This window comes from Bacillus lumedeiriae, assembly GCF_044891285.1.
Taxonomy (GTDB): Bacteria; Bacillota; Bacilli; order Bacillales; family Domibacillaceae; genus Pseudobacillus; species Pseudobacillus lumedeiriae.
On record NZ_JAUIYO010000019.1, the window covers coordinates 17,176 to 41,349 of the forward strand.

The window sequence follows — 24,174 nt, forward strand, 5'->3', positions numbered from 1 at the left end:
AAAAGAAAGATGGCACTATTATTCCTTCTTGCAGGGACACTGTTTTTGGGGCTGTATGTACGGCAAAAAAGACAGTCATCAAACTATAAAATAGATCGTGGGATGCTGATTGTAAATAACAGGTTCAATGAAGTGAACATTCCATTAACAGAGATTGTAGGAGTAGCTAAAATCGGAAAAACAACGAAGCGTTCTTCCGGATTAAAGAGGGAAATACTTTTAGGCAGACACGAATATGTTGCGGTATTTACTCGTTCAAATGTTTCTTATCTTTTAAAAGTACGAAATGCTAAAACGCTGATCCGGGGATGGAAAGAACAAAATCCACAAATGCACAAGAAAGCAAAGGTTATATGAGCGGCTTCTGCATAATAGAGAAGAAAACAGCCCATTCAAAATTAACTTGTTAGACCCTGCCACCGCCACGTATCATATACGTAAGTAGGAAACATTCGCTGCACGCATTCGATTGTGAGTGAGGGTCGGACTTTTTTTGAGTCACTTTTGTAGGATTATAAACGATAGAAAATTGGAAAGCAGCTAAGCAGTTTAGTAAAACGAGCGGGAGATGACTCGTTTTATTTTTTTGTCCACATAATTGTGTTATTTTATACTATTTTAGTTCAAAAAATATGTGCACAAGAGCGGAAATGTGGAAAAGTTTTTATTTACAAAATCGTGCAAAGCTGATAGGTTAAACATGACAAATCATATACAACGAAAAAGAGGGGTATATATGGCATTCTTTATGAATGAAGACGCAGCTGTTGAGTGTACGGCTACCGATACGGAATATTGCTGGAAAAAGAACATGATTAAAGTTGAAAACGGGTTTTTAATCAGTAAAGGTCCTATTACGAATGTACGTATTCCTATTCACCACATTGATACAGTTGTTTATTCAATGAATCCAATGAAGCCGACAATTATGCCTGGATTGAGAATTATCGGCAGAGGAGCTACGCTTGCAGAAATGGATATCCCTGGAGAATACATTGAAAGTGTTCAAGATTGGCTGCTTCGTGTCATTGACCGGCAGGCTGACGCTTAATCCCGCGGTATACCCGCGGGGATTTTTTATTTTATTAAAAGTTCCGCGAAGATTAAAGGATGATATAACGATAAAAAATAAAAGACTGTCCAAGAAAAGGTAGCTTCACCTGCTTTTGGACAATTTTTATATGATAGAGAACATTTGTTTGATATAATAGAAGCAGTTCAGAAGAAAGGATGTTTGCAAGTGAAAGGTTCATCTCATTTAGCGATTGGGGGAGCCGCAGGATTAGGCACTGCGCTTTATTTACAAACGGATCCGCTTACGACTGCTTCATTAATTGGCATTGGTGCAATCGCTGGTCTTGCGCCGGACTTAGATGTGAACGGAAAACTATCTAACCGGATTACAGTATCAAAGAAATGGCTTATTTTATTTTTTGCAATTACCGGCATATTTTTAATCGGTTACAGCTATTTAACATTAACAGGCTTCACCCAGTCGGCAGGTTTTATTGTTGGAATCTGTCTAATGGTTTTGCCGCGGCTATTTATCAAACAGCGGACGATGCTTTTTATAACAGGTGCTGTTTTAGGAAGTGCTGCTTGGTATGCGGATATTTTTTGGCTGTTGTTACTAAGTGTATTTATCATTGTTTCGTCATTTTTATCTCATCGCTCGTTAACTCATTCTTTCATAGGTGCCACGTGCTTTGCAGCAATTGCTTGGCAGTTCCAACAAAGCGTCGGGCTCGAAGGAAGTTTCCTAACGGCTACAGCTGCCTATCTAAGTCATTTAGTGGCGGATATGAAAATATGGCCGGTAAATAAAAGGGGCATTAAGTGGTTTCAGCCGTTGTTTAATAAGGAATTCTAACATTACATTGAGTGTATAGGGAATATGTGTAGTTTATCTTTTTCTATTACCTGGGCATGATAAATCAATTCAGGAATTGTTACACACTTATAACCATTTTTATCTAAGTAAGTTAATATTGTATCCAAGGCTTCTACCGTTTGGGTGCGATTACCGCCAGCATCATGAAGGAGGATAATGTCACCGGATTTTACATTTTTAGTGACATGGCTGCTAATTTTATTTGCAGATGGACGCAGCCAATCTTTAGGGTCTTGATGCCAAGACCACATGACAACTAAGTAATTTTTTTGAACGGCATTACGAATAACTGAGTCATTATATACATCACCAACTGGACGAAAAAGTGACGTCTCCTTTCCTGTAATATTTTTTATAGTTTGAGCGGTTAAGTCCAGTTCAGTTTTTAATTTTTTAGAATTAGTACTTTTATCGTAAATATGATTATATGTGTGATTGCCAACTGCATGATTCTCTTTTACAGTTCTTTTTAAAATATGGGGAAACTTATCAGCATTTTTTCCAGTGACGAAAAAGGTTGCTTTTGCATTATGCTTGGCTAAGATATCAAGGATTTGTGGAGTATACCTGGGATCTGGCCCATCATCGAAAGTGATTGCAACAAGTTTCGTTTGTGCATTCACTTCCCATACAACATGTCCGGACTTTTCAAATTTATCACGGCTGCTTGTATGGGCTTGCGTCCATACAGAAGTGGAAAAATAACTAATCAAAAGAGTACAGACAAAGAAAATAGATCTAATCAAACATAATCCCCCCCTAGATATGAGAAATAATATGAGTTAGTTTATGTATTTTAAAAAATAACAACCCCCTTTGCTTATGGTAAAAAATACATTTGTTCAATGGGAGAAGTATCCTGATTTTGTAAGGAGTCATAAGTAGATTACATTATGTGGAAAGTTCAAAAAAAGAAACCAAACTCTGCTTGCGCAAGAGGATAATCACTGCTATACTAATCCGGACACAACATTTAGTGTTTGCTTTTCATTTAAATCAATATTTAGTGTTAAATAGTAAAGAGGTGCTGTTGCAGCTTAATAGGGAATTCGGTGAAAGACCGAAGCTGTCCCCGCAACTGTAAGTGTAGACGATCGCGGCTGAACCCACTGTCTTACGACGGGAAGGAACGCGAAAGGAAGAAGCACGAGCCAGGAGACCTGCCTTTTTATAGCGTTTGATCTTCTTCGGGAGTTGGGAAGGCAGCGCGAGGAAAACGAAAATCTCTTTCATACAGACATTCTTTTTTATACATTCAGAATCAGTCTGTTCAATTTTTTATTTAAGAGTGCCTTTCTTCGCCCTGATCCCATCTTTCATTTGGAAAGATGGTTTTTTTATGGAAAAAATCACTTTCTAAACTATTTATTTGTTTAGGAGGAATAAACATGATTGAGACAGTACAGAGCATTGCGGAAGAGGTTCTTGAGGAAATTCAATCGGAATTTCCAACTATTGGACTAGCGGACTATCAGAAAAAAGTGAGAGACACGTTGCATACGAGAGAAGAGTGGACAGAAGAACAAACACAACAGCTGCTTCTCCATGCAGCGGTCGAGCGGATCACAAGCGAAGAGCCCAATTGGACATTTATAGCGGCTCGTCTGTATTTAAAACAGCTTTACAAACAAGCCGCCAAAACGCGGGGAGAAGCAGGAAGTGCGTATGGAAACTTTCTAGAGCTTATTCATTTGTTAATCAAAGATGGAGTATATGATTCGCAGTTAATCGCTGCTTATACGGAAGATGAGATCAATGAATTAGGGAAAGTGATCGATCCGGACAAAGATCAATTATTTACATACATCGGAATTGTTACGTTAAGTGAGCGGTATTTAGCTCATACGCTGAACAAACAAACGGCAGAGCTCCCACAGGAAAGATGGCTTATGATTGCGATGACTTTAATGATGAACGAACGCAGGGATCAGCGTTTACAGTACGTCAAAGAAGCGTATTGGGCACTTTCTAATTTATATATGACAACAGCTACTCCAACGCTTGCTAATGCGGGCAAGTCATACGGTCAGCTGTCCAGCTGTTTCATTGATACGGTCGACGACAGTCTGCAGGGCATTTTTGATGCGAATACAGATGCGGCAAACTTAAGCAAAAACGGTGGGGGCCTTGGCATTTATCTAGGGAAAATCCGCAGCCAGGGAAGTGATATTAAAGGGTTTAAAAATGTAAGCTCGGGTGTGATTCCTTGGATGAAGCAGCTAAATAATACAGCCGTGTCGGTTGACCAGCTCGGTCAGCGGCAAGGGGCGATCGCTGTCTACCTGGATATTTGGCATAAGGATATCTTTTCGTTCTTGGAAACTCGATTGAATAACGGAGATGAACGCCGTCGAACACATGATTTATTTACCGGTGTATCGATACCAGACATATTTATGGAAGCAGTAGACAATCGAGGAGACTGGCATTTGTTCGACCCGCATGAAGTCAGAAAAGTCATGGGTTATTCTCTTGAAGATTCATTCGATGAAAAGCAAGGAGAAGGAACGTTTAGAAAGAGATACATGGAATGTGCCTCACATCCGCAACTTAGCAAAAAAACCGTGCCGGCCATCGAGATTATGAAAGCGATCATGATTTCTCAGCTGGAAACTGGTACGCCTTACATGTTTTATCGGGATACGGTCAATCGGGCGAATCCGAATAAGCATGAAGGGATGATTTATGCAAGCAATTTATGTACAGAAATTTGCCAAAATATGAGTCCAACCGTTGTTGTAGAAGAAAAAACGGAAGATGGAAAAATCATCATTACGAAAGATCCCGGCGATTATGTGGTGTGTAATTTATCGTCCATTTCATTAGCCCGGACAGTGATGGATGGTGTACTTGAGCGATTAATTCCGATTCAAGTGAGAATGCTTGATAACGTCATTGATATTAATACGATCCCTGTTTTACAGGCGCAGCTGACGAATCAAAAATATCGGGGCATCGGGCTCGGAACATTTGGATGGCATCATATGCTCGCTTTAAAAGGATTGAGCTGGGAGTCGGAAGAAGCGGTACAGTATTGTGATGAATTATATGAACAAATTGCCTTTTTAACGATTCAGGCAAGCGCGGAGCTGGCGGAGGAAAAAGGAGAATATCCAGTCTTTCGAGGTTCGGACTGGGAGAACGGCGTGTATTTTGAACAGAGAGGATACGGAGGTTCAAAATGGCAGCAGCTGAAAGAAAAAGTAAAACAGTCTGGTATGAGAAACGGCTATTTGCTCGCGGTCGCTCCAAACTCATCTACGGCACTCATTGCCGGTTCAACAGCGGGAATTGATCCTATTTTTCGTAAAGAGTATATGGAAGAGAAGAAGAATTATAAAATACCAGTCACTGCTCCTGATTTATCAGCTCAAACGACTTGGTATTATAAGTCTGTTTATTTCATTGATCAGCATTGGAGCATTCGCCAGAATGCCAAGCGCCAGCGCCACATTGACCAAGCGGTGTCATTTAATTTATATGTGCGCAATGATATTAAAGCAAAAGCATTGCTGGAGCTGCACATCGATGCGTGGCAGTCAGGATTAAAGACAACGTATTACGTGCGGTCAACCGCGTCGGATATAGAGGAATGCGAAAGTTGCCATTCGTAAGGGGGAAAATAGGATGAAACTTGCTAAAAGAAAGATCATTGATCACAGTGCGCCTAACCGTTCAACGGCGATTATTAATGGAAGCAGCTCAAATATTTTAAACTGGGACGATGTCCGCTTTAGCTGGGCATACCCAAAATATAAAAGAATGCTGGCCAACTTTTGGACACCGTTTGAAATTAATATGACAAAAGACCGTCAGCAATTCAGTGAGCTGACACCTGATGAAAGGAATGCCTTTTTGAAAATCATCGGGCTGTTAGCTTTGCTTGACAGCATTCAAACCGACTATGCCGGCAGGGCGGCTGATTATTTAACCGATTCAAGCTTACATGCTTTAATGATTATCCTTGCCCAGCAGGAAGTCGTGCACAACCATTCCTACAGCTATGTATTATCAAGTGTGGCTGATAAGAAAACACAGGATGAAGTCTTTGACTTTTGGCGGACAGAGCCAATTCTTCAGGAACGTAATGCTTTTGTCACAAAAGGGTATGAAGCGTTTGCGAATGAACCGACTGTTGAACATTTTCTGAAGTCTATCATTTATGATGTTATACTAGAAGGCCTATTCTTTTACTCAGGGTTTGCCTTTTTCTATAATTTGGCCCGCAATCAAAAGATGATCGCGACAAGCACGATGATTAATTACATTAATCGCGATGAACAGCTTCATGTCGGATTGTTTGAAAAGATTTTTAAAGAAGTGCTGAACGAATATCCAGAGTACGATACAGAAGAGCTGCACGCGTATGGACAGGAAGCGTTTCGCCAGGCAGCCCAATTAGAAATTGAATGGGGCCGATCAATTATTGGTCATAAAATAGACGGCATTCAAATGAACGAATTGGAAAGCTATATTAAATTTATGGCAAATAAACGTGCGGAACAGCTTGGTTTTTCTGCTCCGTTTGCAGGTTACCGGACAAATCCTATGCGCTGGATCGTTGCTTATCAAGAAGTGGATCTCGGCAAAACAGATTTCTTTGAACAAAAGTCCCGAGCCTATACGAAGACGAGTGAAGCGAACGGGTTTGATGAATTGTAAATAAGATAAGCGAGAGGTTGACTCAAAAGTCCATCCCTCCACTAGCCATGTGTGGCTAGTGGAGGGACTTACACACTTTGGAGTTAACCTCTGTTTTTGTTGTTGGAAAAACAAATAAGTGGTTCTAATTTTAAAAGTTTCGGGTAAAAATAAAAACAAAGCATTGACAGATTTTTATATCTGTTATACATTATAAAAACAAAAAATATATTGTTATATAACAGAAGGAGGAGAAAGGATGGAAATGCACTGGGAAGCCTATGAACAGTACATGGAAACGTGTAAAAATTATGAAATGGAATCGATTAGCTTTTATCAATTTATTGAGCATTTAACAGAAGAACAGCTGCAGGAATATTGTAAGAATGACATTTAAATAAAGGAAGTGGTTATGACGGATACTTTAGTGGAAGCAATAAATGAACCCCCGCGGGCAAAAGTATATTCATTTGCAGGCGGGGGCTTTTTATATTATTCTGCTTCTTCCGTTTCTTCAGCAGGAAGATGTTCCCCGCAATACACCGCTACAAGATTTTCTTCCTCTTCCTCCAATTCAAAATCGAGGACATTGCCAGTGGCCCGGTCATGCAGGTGGTAATGAATGACCTTTTCCTCGTCTCCATCCACTAAATAAAGAACACGGATATAAAATCCTGCCTCTGAATACAGTTCATCGTCTTCATCCACATTTGCGTATAGTTGAAATTCAAATCTTTCCCCAGTGAGCATTCCGAATGGGTCTTCCAGCCATTCCACTGTATGATGTGTAATATTCATTTCGTTATCCGTCCTTCGAAAGTAGTATAAGTCTGATTTATTTTAACACAACTTTCCTGCAGCGGCATCATGGATTCTTTCGCCTGAAAATGGAGGTATGATTACGGGAAAATTGGTCTACACTTAGTAATGGAATTTACAGGAAGTACTTTGAATTCCATCATCGTTTATTATAATAAATGAGGGGTACACACAAAAGAAATTGAAAGAAAGCGAAGGAGCGAAAAATGAAGCTGTTGTTCAAGTATCTTATGTCTATTCTCATTGTAGCTGCGATTGCTGTGTCTCTTTGGCTTTATTATCCTACTTATCAAATTCAGCAAATGAAAGAAGAAGCCGCCCCAGCGTCTGCTCAGGCAGCGCTGTCTTATGTTGATTATTTCGGCAAACTTGATAAAGATACATTGACTCATCTAGCAATTGGTGATTCGATCATCGCTGGTTTTGGTTCAGAAAATAATGTAAGCTTCGTTAGTTATTTTTCCTATCTGTTAGGGGAACAAACAGATAAAACGGTCATTTTAGAAAACAAAGGGATACTAGGGATTAATAGCTCTGACTTAAATGCGCGTGTACAAACAGGAGAATTTGATGAACAAATAAAAAACGCGGATTTAATTACAATTAATGTCGGCGGCAATGATATTTTGCAAACTCTGGATGACGGAGACTATCAAAATGTAGTCCGCAACTTTCAGTCGATGCAAGCAACATTTACAAAGAATTTAACAGACATATCCAATAAAATAAACACAATGAATCCAGATGCGACTATCGTATTTTTAGAAATGTATAATCCGTTAAAGCAAGATCATGAATTATATTCTGTAGCTGATCAATTGCTTCCGAAATGGAACGTAAAGATATATGAAATTGCGCATCAATTCAACCATGCGATCGTACTCGAAACGACAAAAGTCATCAATGCCCATCATTTGCAATACCTTTCCGATGATGGAGTGCATCCAAACGCCCTCGGTTATGAAGCGCTCTCCGATCAAATGATGGAACAATTACAAAAGAAACCCTTTGCCAAATCAACAATCTAAAAGCAGATCGGGGCATCTGCTTTTTTTCTGCTGTTAGACATATTAACTATAAAGGAAGCGTATAGTTCATTGTATCAGGCGACAGATAGATTTTTTCATTTCGGGAGGGGACAAGTTGAAAAGGGGCTTATCTATTTGGAAACGGGCGGTAACTGTATTCACTCTCTTATCTTTTCCTTTCTTTCTGACACTTTGGCCGGTTTCACAAGCATCAGCTACTATTAATTACGGGGAAGAAGCTGCTGCAATGGCAGAAATTCTCATTGGGAGCCCGTACAAGTACGGAGGGATATCACCTGAAGGGTTTGATGCGAGTGGTTTCACTCAGTATGTCTACAAAGAAGCGGCCACAAATATGAACATCCCGAGAACAAGCGTTGCCCAATATAAAATAGGAAAGGCAGTAAAACAAACAGATCTGCAATTTGGAGATCTTGTATTTTATGCCACAGGTGCAAAGGGAAAAGTTTCTTTTGTTGCTGTTTATAATGGCAATGGTACATTGATCGGAGCAACATCCAAAGGGGTCAAAAAGATAAAAATGAGCGATAAATATTGGAAAGACCGCTACATTGGAGCGAAGCGCATAATCAAGTAAGAAAAAGCAAGATGAGGGCCTGTCACCTGCCCTCATCTTGCTTTTTTGTATTATCAATAAGTCAGTTACTAAAAGCCATCTTCTAATGGTGAAAACGGGATATGCAGTTGATTCTCTATGTTACGCAGCCTCTGATTTAATCTGTTCAAGCGTCGAGTATGGCGTTCGTCATTTTGATTGAGTCGATTAATCTCTCTATTCATTCGGTTGATTTCATTGTTGATCCGCTGAATTTCCTGATTAAGCCGGTTTAATTCTCTCATTTGCTGTCTATTTTCTTGTTCAAGTGCAGTGACCCTTCTTTCTAGTGCAGGGGGCTGTCTGTCAGCATCAAGTTCATCTTGCGGCTGGATATAAGAGTAGCCTGTATACTGACTAGTTGGCTGCGGAACAAAATTAGGATAAAAATAATATGGATTCATCTCGTTCGATCTCCTTTATTTTCATTAACAAGGTCCATCTTCCTTATACCATACGCGAAAAGCCGCAATATGGCAGGGCTAAAGCCTAATAGAGTTCCTTTATACGAAGCTGGAAAAATACGGGTGAAAAGCACATTTACAGGAGGGAAGCGTAAGATGAAATAAAAAAGAAGTGAGGGACTTTCATGAAAAACAAAATAACTATTATACAAGCTGTTTTTATGATTATGAGGGGATTGGAACTCCCTGATTCTGGAAATCATTATCATAAGTATTATCAAGCTTTGTTAGAGGAAATCAAGCGAGGAAGAATATCTGTTATGAAAAACGAGGGAAGAGACTGGGTAGATGAACAGGCAATTAATGTTTTTATACAGGAATTAATCATAAAGAGAAAACAGAAAAAAGCAGAAGAAAACCGAGCTTTTTATATTGATGAAGATGGTCAATTTCAAATAAATGATACATTCTTTTCCACAGAAATCTTTTCAACCGAAGCTGAAAAAGCGATTGTCACCATCCAATCACTTATCGCCTTTTATAAAAATAAGGAGTGCACGAGTGAACAAGCGATTCATGAGATTGCAAAGATTGTCGGTTATCAATAATGTATTTTAGTTAAATTTTAATGGTAAGAACAAACCAAGCGGAATGAAAAAGGGGGATTTCCGAATGAGGAGTCTCCTTTTTGTTCACTTTTTTATAAACTTGTATAAAATATGAAAAGAAAAAGAGAGGATAAGTGAAATGTTAATAAAATCCCCTCTTTATTTATCTGAAAATTTAGTGTATTCTTGATGTTAGATATTTATCAAATTTTGGATCTCAATATATGAGAAATTGGGGGAAAAAGAGTGAAAGAGGGAAGACATTTCGTTTGGATTTTGGATGATGAATGGAATAACCATGAATTAGAAAAAAATATTTATAAGCAGCATGGATTTGATGTCCAAATTACGCGATCAGAGAATTTAGAACGGGATCTTCCGCTCTATGCTCCATATGCGGATGGAGTAGTGGCGCAAGTTGGGTTTTCATGTGGAGCTGAGATCATCAATCAGCTGCAATCATGCAAAGTGATCTCTGTGACAGGGATTGGATACAATCACGTTGATCTAGAGGCCGCTGCCCAAAGAGGGATTGTCGTTTCTAATGTCCCAGATTATTGCTTAGAGGAAGTGTCTAATCATACAATTGCCCTTATATTAGGAGTCACACGCCGATTATCCTCGTATAATCAAAAAGTAAGAGCTGGAAAATGGGATCCAATGGATACATTGCCGATTCGTCGTTTGAGTGAAAACACGATAGGCTTGCTTGGCTTCGGGCGCATTGCTCGAATGGTTACTGAAAAGCTAAAGCCTTTCGGTGTTCGGGTCGTAGCCCACGATCAATACGTTCCGGCGGAAGTTTTTGATACATATGGAGTTATTCCTGTATCGTTGGACGAATTGCTGCAGCAATCTGATATTTTAAGTCTGCACGTGCCGCTCACACCAGAAACGAAACATTTGCTTCATTATGAGCGTCTTAAAATGCTGCCTAAAGGGGCATTTGTCATTAACACGTGCCGTGGCGGTGTGATCAATGAGAATGACTTAAAAACATTAATTGAAGAAGGGCATATAGCGGGAGCGGGACTGGATGTGCTGGAAGAAGAACCACCGTCACCAGATTATCCGCTGCTAATGATGGAGGAAGTATTTATTACTCCACACGCTTCTTATATGTCAGAAGAATCCCTCACTCAGCTAAGAGAAAGAGCATGCCAGGCTATTATAGATGGGGTCCAAGGAAATCCTCTTCCTTATGCAGTGAATCAGCCGAAAGTAAAAGTAGAATAAATATGGACTAGAGTATTTTAATAGATAGAGGTCACAGCTATTTGTAGTGGTGTGACCTCTTTTTGTTGTGTTTGGAAATCCCGGCATATGTCCATCAAATTAAAGGAGACAAAGAACGAAGAATTAATAAATTCTCCCTCTTAACTCTGATCGATTTCTTGAGTTTCTCCATTTGTTAGCTGCCGTCTAACATGTTTAAAGTAGTTAACCCTTGTTTTTTAAACACATGAATTGTTAGTATCAATAGGAAAAGTTTGAGTAAAAAAGGGGGACAAAAAGAAAGATGAATAAACCGATGGTTGCATTAGCTGCAGCGGCGATCATGCTGACAGCTTGTAATAGTAATGGAGCAGATGAAAAAAGTAACGAGGTGATAGGAAAAAGCGGACAGTCTATGTTAACAACGGATAAAGAAAAAGAAAATGAACCGCAAGAAGAGGGACAAAATCAACCTAAAGAAAGCGAACGTCAAGGAGAGTGGGCGTCATTGCCTGAATATGATGAGATTATGGGGCATGTCGATCACCAAAATTATACTTTTCAAACGGTGACAGATGACGAAGGGAAACGCATTCTGCTTCTGATTGATGAGAACAATGAAATACAATATAAAACCATATTTATTAAAAATGACAGCCGCCTTAAAATTGTTAAAATGAACGGAGGCGGGCAAATTTTTAATGGAGTTATTTAAAAAGCGAGCTTATTTTGCAAGCTCGCTTTTTGTATGTATTTATGATGAAGTTTTTAGATTTTCTTCGATGGCCTCGATAAATTTCTGTACGGCAAACCCGAGATACTTATCAGCTCTGTAAATAATGCCGATTTCCCGGGAAGGCGGGTCATCCGTGATTTTAATTAAACGTAAAGCGGGATCATTGAGCGACTTTGATAAGGGAAGCGGCTGGAGAGTGGCCCCGATATTTTCTTTCACGAAGCGGAATAGGGAAGGACCCGTTGTTGTTTCGACGACGACATTTAAGTGAAAGTCGTATTTCTGGCAGTGATCCTCTAACAGCCGCCTCCCTAAAAATTGTTTTGGATACATCACCATGGGTATGTTTTTTAATTGTGTCACGCTGATGGAATCATAATGAGCGAATTCATGATTTTCTGAAACAACTAATACATATTCTTCACGATAAAGAGGGAGCGTGACTAATCGGCTGTCCGGCATAAAGAGAAGAGTAATGCCGAGATCTACTTCATTATCAAGGACTTGTTTCGTAATTTCTACAGTAGAAGCGAAGATGTTCAATCGGATTTTTGGAAACTTTTTATAAAAATCAATCAACAATGGGGTTAAGCGGTAATCCAACTCTGCCGGCAGTACACCGACTGATACATTTCCTCCTTGATACTGACGAAGCTCCTCAATTTCCTGAAAGGCATTGTCGAGATTTTGAAACATTCCTCTGCAGTGCTTGAGAAGAACCGCACCCGCCTCTGTTAATGCAATTCGTTTTCCGATCCGGTCAAACAAAGGAGTTCCTATTTCTTGTTCGACGGCTTTAATCTGTAAACTAAGCGTAGGCTGGGAAATCCCTAGCTTTTCTGCTGCTTTTGTAAAATGCAGTTCTTCACAAAGAGTCATGAAATATTCTAATTGTCTCAGTTCCATATGAATGTTTTTCTCCTGTAATCATTTGATTTACCAATGATTATAATTGTTTTTATTGAATTGTTCAATCAAACATCTTCATGTAAGATTTCATGTATAATCCGTCAGAAAAAGGTGTGAAGAAGATGAAAAAAACTGGGACAGGCCTGATCGTGATCGCTCTATTTATGATGTCTTTAAACATTCGTCCGGCAATTAATTCGATTTCTCCCTTACTAGAAACATTACGAAGCCAGTTAGGGATCAGTGCATCAGCAGTCAGTCTGCTTACTGTTATTCCTGTACTATGTATGGGGATTTTTTCTCCAGTGGCCGCCAAATTAGGCGGGCGTTTCGGTATTGAACGGACGTTATTTGGAGCCTTGATTCTCATTGGATTAGGGACATTTTTACGTTTTTTTACAAATTCTGCTTTCTTTTTGCTTAGTACTGCCTTTGTAGCAGGGGTTGGTATTGCTGTGATGGGACCGTTAATTTCTGGTTTCATTAAACAGCACTTTTCTAGCCAAGTGCCAAAGATGATTAGTGTGTATTCAACTGCGATGACACTCGGTGCAGCGCTTGCATCTGGTTTAGCTGCGCCGATTCAAGGCAGTACGCACTCTTGGCGGGCAGCGCTTGCTATTTGGGGGGTGTTAGCTTTAGCGGCGATACCACTCTGGTGGCTTTTCGTGCTGCGGCGTGTGGAGCGAACAAAGAACGAATCTGCTTCACAGCTATCATCGACCCTGCCGTGGAACCACCCAAAAGCTTGGCTATTAACGTTCTCGTTCGGATTTTCAGGAATGATCTTTTTTTCGATCACCGCGTGGCTTCCACCAATTATACAAGACATGGGATATAATAAAGCCTACGCCGGCAGCATACTGACCATCTTTGCTGCCGTGCAAATTCCAGCCAATCTATTGCTGCCTATGCTCATTAAAAAGTACCCATCACGTCTATTGATGCTGCTGTTTTTTTCTTGCTTAGAATTAGTAGGCTTCTTAATGATTTACTTTTCCGCACAGCCTGAAGCAGCAGCTATTTTCCTTGGAGTCGGTGCCGCTGCTTTATTTTCACTTAACTTGATGCTTCCTATTGATGCAACAGCGAACGCACAAGAAGCCGCTTCCTGGTCAGCAATGATTCAAGCAGTTGGTTACATCATCAGCGCAGCAGGACCGCTCATCCTTGGCTGGCTTTATGATGTAACAGGCAGCTTTTCATTTGCTGTTATCGGTCTCATCATTATTACATTAGCATGTATGATCGTTCAATTTTTCGCTGCATCTGGAAATACGCAGGAGAAAATACAGATCGACCTGCAATCAAGAGATGCCTTATAATACTCAGGCCTCGCCTTGTATATTCAAAGGAAGAATATACAAGGCGAGGCCTGATATTTTTGTTTTGCTATTGAGTATCTATTTACAAACATGGCCATGTTTATCACTATAGTTGATGTTGCCGCCTTGTTGACTAGAGGGGAAATCAACAGGTGAGTTTACAAAGCCGAAAAATTAGAAATTTTGCTTCTTTAGTTTTCTGCATGAACTTGTTAAGATAGAAGGGAATTGTCATATAAATAATAGGAGTGAAAAAATCATGAGTGTACATAAAGCCATCTCGCGTCATGCGGAAAAACAGAACGAACTTTATAATAAATTTGCCGTTTTGGATCAACGCCGGGAAGAGTATATTCAACAGGCGATCGAGCTATGTAAGGCAGGAAAAGAGTTTACGACAGACCAAATTAACGAAGTTACTGAACGAATCAACATTCTTGCTAATCAAAGACTGATTCCTACTCGTAAACGTGTTACACCAGAAATGGTTCGTTCTTATGTGGATTCATCGAAATAATATAGGATGATTCAATTTATGCCCCCTATGGTGAATGTAGACAGGGGGTGTTTTTAATCTTAGGAAGTGTTTTCCGGCGCAGTAGAAATAAATCTTGCTGCACGGAAAAGAGCGGCATCTATTACCTAGAATTTTAATTAATAATGGTTAAACATTGTGATATAGTGAGACTTATAAGCAGTGTAAAGGAGATGTTAGTTTTATGTATATCAATCAAAACGTCGAGATTGTAACAAACGGGGAGGTATGTGCAAAATAAATTTATGCATAAAACCTCCCAAAGGTTACTATCTAACTTTAGGAGGAAATGAAGTTGAATAATATTCATATGAAAAATCTAGGACTTACTGAAAAATTTATACAGGAGTCTAAAATATATAAAGATCTTTTTATTGGTCGAGTTTCATCGCAATATAAAAATTTATATAAGGTGATTACGGAAAAAGGTGAGATTACAGCTGAGATATCAGGGAAATTTCGCCATAGTGTAATAGAAATGTCTGAATATCCTGCTGTTGGAGATTTTGTTATGGTCGATAGAACAGATAATTCACAGGGAAACGGAATTATTCACCATATCCTTACACGGAAAAGTGTTTTTGCGCGTAAAGCGGCAGGTTCTAAGGAGGATATTCAGATTGTCGCTACAAATATTGATACGGTTTTTGTTTGTATGTCACTGAATAATGATTTTAATCTTCGTCGACTAGAGCGTTACATTTCTATCGCTTGGGACAGTGGTGCAATACCGGTTATTGTACTTACAAAATCAGATTTGTGTAAGGAAATAGGGGTAAGGCTTAATGAAATATCTTCTATTGCAATAGGTGTAGAGGTGCTTGTTACAACAAGTACTTCTGATGAAGGGTATCAATCATTAAAAAGATATCTTTCTAGTGGGAATACAATAGCGTTTATAGGATCATCTGGAGTTGGAAAATCTACTTTAATAAATTGTCTTCTTGGTCAAAATAGATTAGATACAAATGGGATAAGAAGTGATGATAAGGGCAGGCATACTACTACAACGCGTGAGTTGATTATGTTGCCGAATGCAGGTGTTGTTATAGACACTCCGGGTATGAGGGAGCTTGGGATTATTAGTGCGGATTTAACGAAATCCTTCACTGACATTGATGAACTTGCTTCTAATTGTAGATTTAACGACTGTACTCATAAAAATGAGCCAAACTGCGCAGTACAAAAAGCAATTAAAGATGGAAGTTTATTAGTTGAAAGGCTAGAAAGCTATTGGAAACTTAAAAGAGAAGCTAAGTATGATAGCTTGAATTCCAAAATGATTGAAAAAGAAAAGATAACTGAAATGTTTAGCGGTATGGGTGGAATAAAAAACGCTAGGAAGTTCATTAGAGAACAAAACAACAAAAAAAGAAGATGAGATGAAGTCTAGAAATGGTTGTAATGACGACTTGGGGTAACGGCTCAATGTTGAGCTATGATAAGCTTTCTTATTATATTTCCGCAATCGGAGCGCTTTAATGAAATAACGAAAAAAGCCCAATTTCTTAAGATTAATACTAAGAAATTGGGCTTTTAATATTGGAATTTCCTTAATGTTATAAGTATGCGGCTCCTGATGCTGCCACTAAATGATCGTATATTTAGATAGAGTTTTTTGTAAAATGGGGTTTTTCTTCCTTTAGATAGATGTGCAACAATTATGAAGCATCATAGCGGTAAACACATTGATAAAAATGAGAAACTGTGGTAAATTTATATAGATGCACCACTAATGGATTTTTGTATTTATTATCCCTATTTTAATTATACATCATAAAATCCTTTTCAGTCAACCCCTATTTTTATTTTTTTAAAGGAGTGTTTGATATGGACATGGAAATTCGCCAGGAGCAAGAACGAGTGAACAGTGTAATGAAGACAATTACAGAGCAAATCAATAGATTGGAGGGCGAAACTTCCAGACGCCGGATGGAAGTTGTAAATATCCGCAAACACTTTTGGGATGAAGTAAAGGTTAACACTGATACCTTTGACGATTATCTTGAAACGATTATCGGCTTGAGACAAGAAGCTCAAGCTCTGTCTGTGAGTCAAAGCACCCACAGACAAGCATCGAAGAAATTATCCGCGCTCCGGCGTATGCAAGGGATGCCCTATTTCGGTCGAATCGATTTCATTGAAGAAGAAACTTCAACGGCGGAACGAATTTATATCGGCATCTCGACGCTCACAGATACAAGCGGAGAAAATTTCCTTATTTATGATTGGAGAGCTCCGATTTCCAGTGTTTACTACGACTATCAGCCTGGTCCCGCTAAGTATGCTACACCTGGGGGGATTATCCATGGCATACTGGAGAAAAAGTGGCAATACCTTATCCGCGGCGGCGTTATCCAATCTATGTTCGACACGAGTCTCACTATTGGTGATGAGATTTTACAGCAGGTGCTTGGTAAAGGAACAGACAAACATATGCATAGTATCGTAGCCACCATTCAACAGGAGCAAAACCGGATCATCCGGCACGATCGCGGGCGGATGCTTATTGTGCACGGCGCTGCTGGCAGCGGTAAGACATCGGCGGCTTTGCAGCGGATTGCTTATTTACTCTATAAATACCGGGATAGATTGAATGCCGATCAAATCATTCTTTTTTCGCCTAATTCGATGTTTAATAGTTACGTTTCCAATGTGCTGCCAGAACTCGGCGAAGAGAATATGCAGCAGGTCACATTCCAGGAATACTTGGATCATCGGCTAAAAAGTGAGCTTCAAGTTGAGAATCCTTATGATCAATTAGAATATGTTTTGACTGCGGTGGATACCCCATTATATAGAACAAGAATTGCGAGCATCCGATTTAAGGCTGAGATCTGTTTTTTTGAGGCGATCAAATCATATAGAGAGTCACTGGAATTATCCGGAATGGTATTCAAAGGGATTAACTTTAGAGGCAAGACAATAGTTACTGCTAAACAAATTGCGAAAAAGTTTTATAGCAGCGACACCTCGCTTCGCTTTCATAACCGACTTGAAAAATTAAAGGATTGGCTGATTAAACAAGTAGATGAAGCCGCGAAGCGCGAATGGACTAGGCCTTGGGTACAGGAGGAAATCGAACTGCTTAGCAATGAGGATTACCATAAAGCATATACCTACTTAGCGGAAAAACGGGGTTTTAAAGGAGAGTCGATTCATGATTATGAAATCGAGCCTGAAGCGTTAGCCCGTTTGATTGTTCGCCAGAAGTTAAAGCCGTTGCGAAAGCGCATCAAGGCATTTCGTTTCATCAACATTAAGGGAATATACAAGCAGTTTTTTACTGATCCTATCCGGATCAAACAGTGGATCGACGGAGAAGTCCCCGAGGAGTGGCCGAATATTTGCAGATCGACTGTGAAAATGTTGAACGAAGGTAAACTATTTTACGAAGATGCTACTCCGTTTTTATTAATGAAAGAGCTGATTCAAGGCTTTCAGACGAATAGCTCGATCAAACATGTACTTGTAGACGAGGCACAAGATTATTCTCCGTTTCAATTCGAGTTTTTGAAACGTTTGTTTCCTGCGGCAAGAATGACTGTACTTGGTGACTTTAACCAAGCTATATTCGCCCATGCCAGCGACATAGTCGATTTCGACATGCTTACTGGATTATACGGTCCGGATGAAACAGCCGCGATCAACTTGACCCGCAGTTACAGATCCACCAGACCGATCGTCGAGTTTACACGCGGACTTGTACCTAATGGTGAACGGATCGCAGCTTTTGAACGCGATGGCGAGAGACCTATATTGACGCAATTTTCGGATCGAGCTGAATTGCATCGTTCTATAGCCTCCAAAGTTGCAGACTTACGGAAACGGCAGTATAGCACAATAGCGATTATATGCAAATCTGCAGCGGAAAGCGCTGCTGCATACGATTCCTTGAGCGGCATTGAAGACATGAAGCTTGTGAAGAGCGGATCAATTGAATACGAGCAAGGTGTTGTCGTCATACCGGCGTATTTGGCCAAAGGTATCGAATTCGACGCAGTGATTATTTATGACGCATCAGCGGAAGTATACGGAGATGAGAGCCTGCGCAGATTATTTTACACTGCCTGTACCCGGGCTATGCATCACTTGCAGCTATACAGCGTAGGGGAACCGAGCCCCTTTTTGCGCGACGCTGCGCCAGAGAGTTTCATTCTGAGATGACGTAACAAGGGATGGCTGTGTGCTGTTTTCGCGTTATTAAATGGAGAAATCCAAATTTTAATGATCATTTATGTTTAGTGATGAGAGAAGCAAAAGACATGAATGCTGCAATGGTGGCAGGACATTAAAAAGAAAACGGATGATCTTCTCTATATTCTTTTTCACACGCTATTTAATGTACGAAAATAGCGTGTTTTTTATTGTTATTTCACTATTGTTCTCCAAAAAATAACTTGTTGGATTGTGTTTGCTAGAGAAAAAATCTTAAATAAATGAAAAATTCAATATGTGCAAAATTCAAATAAAAAACCTTGAAACACACAGCCTGCAAAGAACAAACTCATTTTTTCAAACCGTTACATATGAAGATAACGGGTAGTTGGTTTTTTCCTTTTTTAGTGTAAAATTACACTAAAAAAGGAAAAAGGAGCTGGTGTTGTGAATAAAGATCAGTTGAGTGATATCATCTCAGAAAAGTTAAAATTGATTCGAACGGAACGGGGCTATACACAAGAAAAGATGGCCGAGGTGCTTGGTATTTCCAAAAAAACGCTTGTCCAAATTGAGAAAAACCGTACGGATGCAGGATGGACAATAACGGCGGCTGTTTGTGCGTTGTTCCGCGAAAGCAATATTCTTCAGTCAGCACTCGGTGGTGATCCAGTGGAACTAGCAGAAATGGCGGCGCACAGCTATATCCGCCGCGCTAAAGATAAAACGCTCGGCGGCCGTGTCTGGTGGCGGGAAGTGAATGAGCAAAACGGTTTTCGTCTGCAGCAAAACATCATCAGCAGCCACTACCGCATTCTTGATTCAGATGATTACCGGCTGTTCAGCGCATACGACAAAGAGGAGGTATTGGCTGAATGGCAGCACCTGATCCAGGTGAAGGGAGACAGCCGCCATGACTAAAAATAAAAAACGGCTAGTCATTTTTATGTCTTTCATGATTCTTGTGGCTGTCGTCTTATGGGTGCTTAGTGCACTTTTCGGTTTGCCTTGGAAAGAAAAAGCCATTGCCGATAAAGTAGAAAAACATTTGGAAAAAAAGTATGAGAAGGATTTTGAATTGAAAGAATCTTATTTTAGTTTTAAAGACGGCACATACGGCGGAATTTTCTATCCGGAAGAGGATCCATCCATGGAGTTTCATGCAGGGGAAGGGTATGCGGAGTATAAATATGTCGATATGTACCCGGAAGTCTTATGGGCACACCAGCTGCAGGAAGAGATCGATCCAGAAGTAAGAAAGGTTTTCCCAAACGTAAAAAGCGTGCATGTCAGTTACGTTTCGTATCAAAGCTTGGACAAAGTGAAAGGGCCGGATATTCCCCGTTACGATGAAGCAGATGCGGCATTATTCCCGAATATTGAATTAGAAGAGACATTTACTAATTCTAAAGAACAGTGGAGCGCGATGGCTGGTCTCATTCACAGCGTCCAAAGCCGAACAGCCGCATCAGAGGTATCATTTAATTTTATCGAAAAAGAGACGAATACAGAAGCGTTTGTTTTGTGCCCGCCGAAAAGTACAGCAGTGATTACTAATGCACAGCAGGCGCAAAAGCATTGCTCTATGCGCCGCTATGACTTAGAAACAAGTTCATTGGTAGAATAGGGTTATACACGTGAATGAACTTTTTCGCCTTGGACCCACACTTCACGAATGTTTTCTGGACGAACGAGATACATGATCTTCTGGAAGACGTCGTGTAAATCTTCGTTTGAATCGTAAATCGGCAGTTTGGCCGATGGTAAGGCAGTGTCGATGATTTGTACATCCCATGCATAGTTTTCTGTTAAGCGGCCAATCGGCAGGCTTAAACTTTCACCGCCGCCAGCCGTTGCGAAATAGAATGCTTCATTAATGGTGATGCGTGAATGTGGTACGCCGCGTTCGTCGGCAGGAAGAGCTGTATTCACACCATCTTCTAACATTCTCGATGAGATGACAGCTTGTCTCGCATTATCGAAAAGACTAGGTGAGAATCCGCCGGAAATGTCGGAGCCTAAACCGATTTCGACGCCTTTTGAATGCAAATGAGCGATGGGGATGACGCTGTTGGCAAAGTAAGCATTGGAGATCGGACAATGGCTCACAGCAGTACCCGTTTCGGCAAATAAAGCGGCATCATCATCATTTAAGAAATTGCAGTGCGCCATGACAGATTTATCACGCAGCAGACCAAAATCATGTAAAGCGAACGCATCGTTCTTATGAAAGCGGTCCTGCACATACCCATGCTCCCAATCACTTTCACTGCAGTGCGATTGGACGTAAGCATCATATTTCTCGGCTAATTTTCCTAACCCTTTTAACGCATCATCGGTACAGCTTGGAATAAAGCGGGGCGTCACGACTGGATACACACCTTGCTTCGTTGATTTTGCTAATTCTTTCACAGCTAAAATAAATTCCTCCGTATCCGCTAATGCGGTTTGTGTATCCGCGTCCCGATAATATTCTGGCGTTTGTTCAATATTATCCATCACCACTTTTCCAACCAAGCCGCGCTGTCCTTTTTCAGCGCATAGTTTGGCTAGCAGTACACTCGCTTCTTTATGAACAGTAGCAAAATACAGTGCCGTTGTTGTGCCGTTTGCGAGCAGGGTGCTGACGACGTCTTGATAAATATTTTTCGCAAAACCTAAATCGGAAAACTTGGACTCAATTGGAAATGTATATGTATTTAACCAATCATACAGCGGAATATCTAAAGCCGTTCCTGCTTGAGCCCATTGCGGTGCATGAACATGCAAATCGACAAAGCCAGGCAAGAAATATTGGCCGTCCGCTAAACGATGAAAGTTGTCTTCACCTTGATAAAGATCCAATAAAGCCTCGTAGTCAGCATCTTCTGGGGCAACGGCTCTTTCAATCATTCCGTCAGCATTAATACAGAAAAGATGATCTTTTAAAATTTGTACTTCTTCCGGCGACTTGCTGGAAAAAGCAGTTCCCTGGAAAACTTGGGTATATTTTTTCATGAGTTTCACCCTTAATGTTTGTATTTATATAGTTATATTTTACATTATAAAATAAAAAATAAGCTTTATGTTCTTTATTGTAGGAATAGCGTCAGTAAGATCAAAGGTTATTATTCACTCCAATTTAATATATGTAAGAATGTATTCACATCGTCGTACACCTTCTCATGCTTTTTATCTAAGGTAATGATGTGGTCAGATTGTTCATGCCATTTTAATTGTTTATCTTCTGTCGTTACAGTATCGTAAATAATTTGAGCACTCTTTTTGTACAAGCAATCATCTAAGCTGCCCTGTAAAACTTGCACCCCGTTCCAGCCAAATGAGCATCATCCTGATCTAAGCTATCAGTTTCTAATGGACTTAGAATTTTGCTTTATCGTTCCTTACAACCATCGGTTTGGGCTGATCTGTTCGATGTTGTGGAATCAGATTTTGAAAATTAATCTAAGACTAGAGGTTTTTAGTGCAGCTATAGAAAAATACAAATAGCAAAAATCATTATGTGCAAAATTCAAATTTAAAACAAAAATAAACTAGTATTCAAAGTCAAATCTTCTCAACCTGGAAAGAAAATTCAACTGTTCTTAAAAAAGAAAGACTAGAGTATTTAAAAGACATATTCAAATGCGGTTTTAACCACGCTATTCTTAATCCTCTTATGCAGCTACTTAAGCTTATGAAACTCTAGTATATTTGGAAACTTCTGTTATAATTTATCGAGTAGTATAAATATTTCCACAAATGGTTGAGGGAGAGAAGCTATTTATGAAAAAAATTAAACGTATTCTTGCTATAGCTGTAATCACAGGAGTAATGTTTTCCTCAAGTCCATCAGCTGCCGGTGCTGCTAACTTTACCATGCCTGGTTTTTCTGATGTGTCTGATCTTTATAGAGATGCGGTGGAATACTCCTGGTGCCATAATATTGCAAGAGGGATAAGTGAAAAACAATTTGGTATTGCTCAACCGCTTAAACGTGTGGACGGAGCTATAATGATTGCAAGAAGTATAGACATGGATATTGAAGCGACATGGGAAACACCATTTATGGATCTTCCAGAACGTGCAATTTCAGCTGTATCAGCTCTTTATGAAGCAAAGATCATGAATGGTAAAACAGCAACATCATTTGCTCCTAATGAAACGATGACACGCGGGGAGATAGCTCTTATTCTGTCAAAGGCATATAATCTCCCGCCAACAACTGAAAAAAGTACCTTTACAGATGTGACAGAAAGGTACGAAGATGCCGTCAACCGACTCGTAGCATCAGGTATTATACGAGGGAAATCACCAACTCGTTTTGGTGTTCAGGATCCTTTGACCAGAGGGGAATTAGTAATCATGCTTTATAAAGCGGAACCACTGTTCAAACAAAAATCTCCTTATGGTGAACTGCCTTCTTCAAATGGAGGATTGACCCTACAATTAGATAAAACAAGTTACAGCGAGTCAGAAGAAAAGATGGCACTGACAGTGAAAAATACGAGTAGGTTAACCTATCATTTTGATTATCATTTTTCGTTAGAAGTAAAGGGAGAAGACTCGTGGTATAAGGTACCATTCAATAAAGATATCGTTCCTCCAGCTGTGATGAACGAAATACGACCAGCTGAAAGTTATGAACAGATGGTCTATGGCTATATTTACAAATTGAAGTTTAAAGAAGGAGAGTATAGATTGATTCAGAATTTCTGGCAAGAAGACGGAACAGAAATAATTTTAGCCATTCCATTCGAAATAACTGGATGAATTGAATTTTGGGTTTCTTTTTCTTGTGAAATTAGAAAAAATAAATAAATATGAATGAAACCGATAATTATTATCAATACTATGATTAGACGATCAGCCAAAGGAATGATTGCCCTAAAGCAATGAAATCTCAGATACAAACGTTTTACAATCTGTTTCTTCACTAATGGATGTTTGTTTTTCTTTATGACTTACTACATAAATAGAATCAGCACCACATTTATTTCCTTTGTCCCAATATTTACAGTTGTTCACTTCACAAAAAACATCTTGAGCCATAGTATCCCACTTTAAAATTGTTAACCTTAACAATTTTAAAGTGGGATACTTTTTTCTTTTGTATTATTTTAGCCATTCCGTTGTTAGTTGATTGACTTCTCTCATCCCCAAAGATGGGCTGTCGCCCTTGGTGGGTTTTCCCGTTCGGAAAAGCTATAATATCAACATTTTTGGTGCATACTTTAAGAAGTTTTAATTAGATGAAATGGGGATTTGACGATGGGGATTCGAATTATAGCATTAAGTGTTTCACTGCAA

The 24,174-nt window shown here is 39.6% G+C and carries 25 protein-coding genes and 1 riboswitch; of the genes, 18 read left to right on the forward strand and 7 right to left on the reverse strand.

All coding sequences use genetic code 11. The features are described from left to right. The first annotated feature begins 9 nt into the window (after nucleotides 1-9). From QYG89_RS15315 to QYG89_RS15325, 3 genes are all read left to right on the forward strand, one after another. Nucleotides 10-357, forward strand: coding sequence for a hypothetical protein (locus QYG89_RS15315; protein WP_404318883.1), 348 nt, complete (start codon nucleotides 10-12; stop codon nucleotides 355-357). Nucleotides 358-736: 379 nt separating this feature from the next. Next, nucleotides 737-1,051, forward strand: coding sequence for a hypothetical protein (locus QYG89_RS15320; RefSeq protein WP_404318885.1), 315 nt, complete (start codon nucleotides 737-739; stop codon nucleotides 1,049-1,051). Nucleotides 1,052-1,240: 189 nt separating this feature from the next. Continuing rightward, nucleotides 1,241-1,870, forward strand: coding sequence for a metal-dependent hydrolase (locus tag QYG89_RS15325; RefSeq protein ID WP_404318886.1), 630 nt, complete (start codon nucleotides 1,241-1,243; stop codon nucleotides 1,868-1,870). 2 nt (nucleotides 1,871-1,872) lie between these two features. Here QYG89_RS15325 and QYG89_RS15330 read toward each other — a convergent pair whose 3' ends face one another. Beyond that, nucleotides 1,873-2,637, reverse strand: a complete 765-nt coding sequence (locus tag QYG89_RS15330; RefSeq protein ID WP_404318888.1) for a polysaccharide deacetylase family protein — start codon at nucleotides 2,635-2,637, stop codon at nucleotides 1,873-1,875. A gap of 259 nt (nucleotides 2,638-2,896) precedes the next feature. After that, a riboswitch (cobalamin riboswitch) is annotated at nucleotides 2,897-3,073 on the forward strand. A gap of 206 nt (nucleotides 3,074-3,279) precedes the next feature. Here QYG89_RS15330 and QYG89_RS15335 point away from each other — a divergent pair. From QYG89_RS15335 to QYG89_RS15345, 3 genes are all read left to right on the forward strand, one after another. Continuing rightward, nucleotides 3,280-5,505: a ribonucleoside-diphosphate reductase subunit alpha gene (locus QYG89_RS15335; protein WP_404318890.1), complete on the forward strand. Its 2,226-nt coding sequence runs from the start codon at nucleotides 3,280-3,282 to the stop codon at nucleotides 5,503-5,505. 13 nt (nucleotides 5,506-5,518) lie between these two features. Then, nucleotides 5,519-6,553 (forward strand): ribonucleotide-diphosphate reductase subunit beta, encoded by a 1,035-nt coding sequence (locus tag QYG89_RS15340; RefSeq protein ID WP_404318892.1) that lies wholly within the window; start codon nucleotides 5,519-5,521, stop codon nucleotides 6,551-6,553. Nucleotides 6,554-6,791: 238 nt separating this feature from the next. Then, nucleotides 6,792-6,929 carry a hypothetical protein gene (locus tag QYG89_RS15345; RefSeq protein WP_404318893.1) on the forward strand — a complete coding sequence of 46 codons (138 nt, stop codon included), beginning with the start codon at nucleotides 6,792-6,794 and terminating at the stop codon, nucleotides 6,927-6,929. A 95-nt stretch (nucleotides 6,930-7,024) separates the two neighbouring features. On the opposite strand, the gene QYG89_RS15350 is transcribed toward QYG89_RS15345, so the two are convergent. Then, nucleotides 7,025-7,330, reverse strand: a complete 306-nt coding sequence (locus tag QYG89_RS15350) for a DUF6509 family protein (protein WP_404318895.1) — start codon at nucleotides 7,328-7,330, stop codon at nucleotides 7,025-7,027. A gap of 227 nt (nucleotides 7,331-7,557) precedes the next feature. Between QYG89_RS15350 and QYG89_RS15355 the strand changes: the two genes are divergently transcribed. Both QYG89_RS15355 and QYG89_RS15360 read left to right on the forward strand, forming a co-directional pair. After that, a complete protein-coding gene (locus QYG89_RS15355) occupies nucleotides 7,558-8,379 on the forward strand; it encodes a GDSL-type esterase/lipase family protein (protein ID WP_404318896.1) in 822 nt (273 codons plus the stop codon). 115 nt (nucleotides 8,380-8,494) lie between these two features. Then, nucleotides 8,495-8,977, forward strand: coding sequence for a C40 family peptidase (locus QYG89_RS15360; RefSeq protein WP_404318899.1), 483 nt, complete (start codon nucleotides 8,495-8,497; stop codon nucleotides 8,975-8,977). Between the two features lie 68 nt (nucleotides 8,978-9,045). On the opposite strand, the gene QYG89_RS15365 is transcribed toward QYG89_RS15360, so the two are convergent. Beyond that, nucleotides 9,046-9,399 carry a hypothetical protein gene (locus tag QYG89_RS15365; RefSeq protein WP_404318901.1) on the reverse strand — a complete coding sequence of 118 codons (354 nt, stop codon included), beginning with the start codon at nucleotides 9,397-9,399 and terminating at the stop codon, nucleotides 9,046-9,048. A 185-nt stretch (nucleotides 9,400-9,584) separates the two neighbouring features. On the opposite strand from QYG89_RS15365, the gene QYG89_RS15370 reads away from it, so the two are divergent. The 3 genes from QYG89_RS15370 (at nucleotide 9,585) to QYG89_RS15380 (ending at nucleotide 11,937) form a co-directional block, all read left to right on the forward strand. Next, nucleotides 9,585-10,007: a hypothetical protein gene (locus QYG89_RS15370; protein WP_404318902.1), complete on the forward strand. Its 423-nt coding sequence runs from the start codon at nucleotides 9,585-9,587 to the stop codon at nucleotides 10,005-10,007. A 246-nt stretch (nucleotides 10,008-10,253) separates the two neighbouring features. After that, nucleotides 10,254-11,243, forward strand: a complete 990-nt coding sequence (locus QYG89_RS15375; protein ID WP_404318904.1) for a C-terminal binding protein — start codon at nucleotides 10,254-10,256, stop codon at nucleotides 11,241-11,243. Nucleotides 11,244-11,526: 283 nt separating this feature from the next. After that, nucleotides 11,527-11,937, forward strand: a complete 411-nt coding sequence (locus QYG89_RS15380; RefSeq protein ID WP_404318906.1) for a hypothetical protein — start codon at nucleotides 11,527-11,529, stop codon at nucleotides 11,935-11,937. Between the two features lie 39 nt (nucleotides 11,938-11,976). Here the strand turns inward: QYG89_RS15380 and QYG89_RS15385 are convergent, their stop codons facing one another. After that, nucleotides 11,977-12,864: a LysR family transcriptional regulator gene (locus QYG89_RS15385; RefSeq protein ID WP_404318908.1), complete on the reverse strand. Its 888-nt coding sequence runs from the start codon at nucleotides 12,862-12,864 to the stop codon at nucleotides 11,977-11,979. A 125-nt stretch (nucleotides 12,865-12,989) separates the two neighbouring features. Here QYG89_RS15385 and QYG89_RS15390 point away from each other — a divergent pair, with 125 nt between their 5' ends. The 6 genes from QYG89_RS15390 to QYG89_RS15415 all read left to right on the forward strand — a co-directional run bounded on the left by QYG89_RS15390 (nucleotide 12,990) and on the right by QYG89_RS15415 (nucleotide 20,512). Further along, complete coding sequence (locus tag QYG89_RS15390; protein ID WP_404318910.1) at nucleotides 12,990-14,192, forward strand: MFS transporter; 1,203 nt, start codon at nucleotides 12,990-12,992, stop codon at nucleotides 14,190-14,192. Nucleotides 14,193-14,451: 259 nt separating this feature from the next. Beyond that, the gene (locus QYG89_RS15395) at nucleotides 14,452-14,709 is read left to right on the forward strand and encodes a DUF2533 family protein (protein ID WP_404318912.1); all 258 of its coding nucleotides are present in this window, start codon (nucleotides 14,452-14,454) and stop codon (nucleotides 14,707-14,709) included. 307 nt (nucleotides 14,710-15,016) lie between these two features. Then, a complete protein-coding gene (rsgA, locus tag QYG89_RS15400) occupies nucleotides 15,017-16,108 on the forward strand; it encodes a ribosome small subunit-dependent GTPase A (protein WP_404318914.1) in 1,092 nt (363 codons plus the stop codon). Nucleotides 16,109-16,557: 449 nt separating this feature from the next. Beyond that, complete coding sequence (gene helD / locus QYG89_RS15405) at nucleotides 16,558-18,894, forward strand: RNA polymerase recycling motor HelD (RefSeq protein WP_404318916.1); 2,337 nt, start codon at nucleotides 16,558-16,560, stop codon at nucleotides 18,892-18,894. 438 nt (nucleotides 18,895-19,332) lie between these two features. Next, nucleotides 19,333-19,806: a helix-turn-helix transcriptional regulator gene (locus QYG89_RS15410; RefSeq protein WP_404318919.1), complete on the forward strand. Its 474-nt coding sequence runs from the start codon at nucleotides 19,333-19,335 to the stop codon at nucleotides 19,804-19,806. Then, nucleotides 19,799-20,512 (forward strand): YfjL-like protein, encoded by a 714-nt coding sequence (locus tag QYG89_RS15415; RefSeq protein ID WP_404318921.1) that lies wholly within the window; start codon nucleotides 19,799-19,801, stop codon nucleotides 20,510-20,512. Before QYG89_RS15410 ends, QYG89_RS15415 begins: the two co-directional genes overlap by 8 nt. A 2-nt stretch (nucleotides 20,513-20,514) precedes the next feature. On the opposite strand, the gene guaD is transcribed toward QYG89_RS15415, so the two are convergent. Next, nucleotides 20,515-21,882, reverse strand: a complete 1,368-nt coding sequence (gene guaD / locus QYG89_RS15420) for a guanine deaminase (RefSeq protein ID WP_404318923.1) — start codon at nucleotides 21,880-21,882, stop codon at nucleotides 20,515-20,517. Nucleotides 21,883-21,992: 110 nt separating this feature from the next. Continuing rightward, on the reverse strand, nucleotides 21,993-22,190 hold the full coding sequence (locus QYG89_RS15425; protein ID WP_404318925.1) for a hypothetical protein: 198 nt from the start codon (nucleotides 22,188-22,190) through the stop codon (nucleotides 21,993-21,995). 460 nt (nucleotides 22,191-22,650) lie between these two features. Between QYG89_RS15425 and QYG89_RS15430 the strand changes: the two genes are divergently transcribed. Continuing rightward, on the forward strand, nucleotides 22,651-23,637 hold the full coding sequence (locus QYG89_RS15430; protein WP_404318927.1) for an S-layer homology domain-containing protein: 987 nt from the start codon (nucleotides 22,651-22,653) through the stop codon (nucleotides 23,635-23,637). A gap of 114 nt (nucleotides 23,638-23,751) precedes the next feature. On the opposite strand, the gene QYG89_RS15435 is transcribed toward QYG89_RS15430, so the two are convergent. Next, nucleotides 23,752-23,916 carry a DUF1540 domain-containing protein gene (locus QYG89_RS15435; RefSeq protein ID WP_404318929.1) on the reverse strand — a complete coding sequence of 55 codons (165 nt, stop codon included), beginning with the start codon at nucleotides 23,914-23,916 and terminating at the stop codon, nucleotides 23,752-23,754. Nucleotides 23,917-24,174 lie beyond the last annotated feature (258 nt).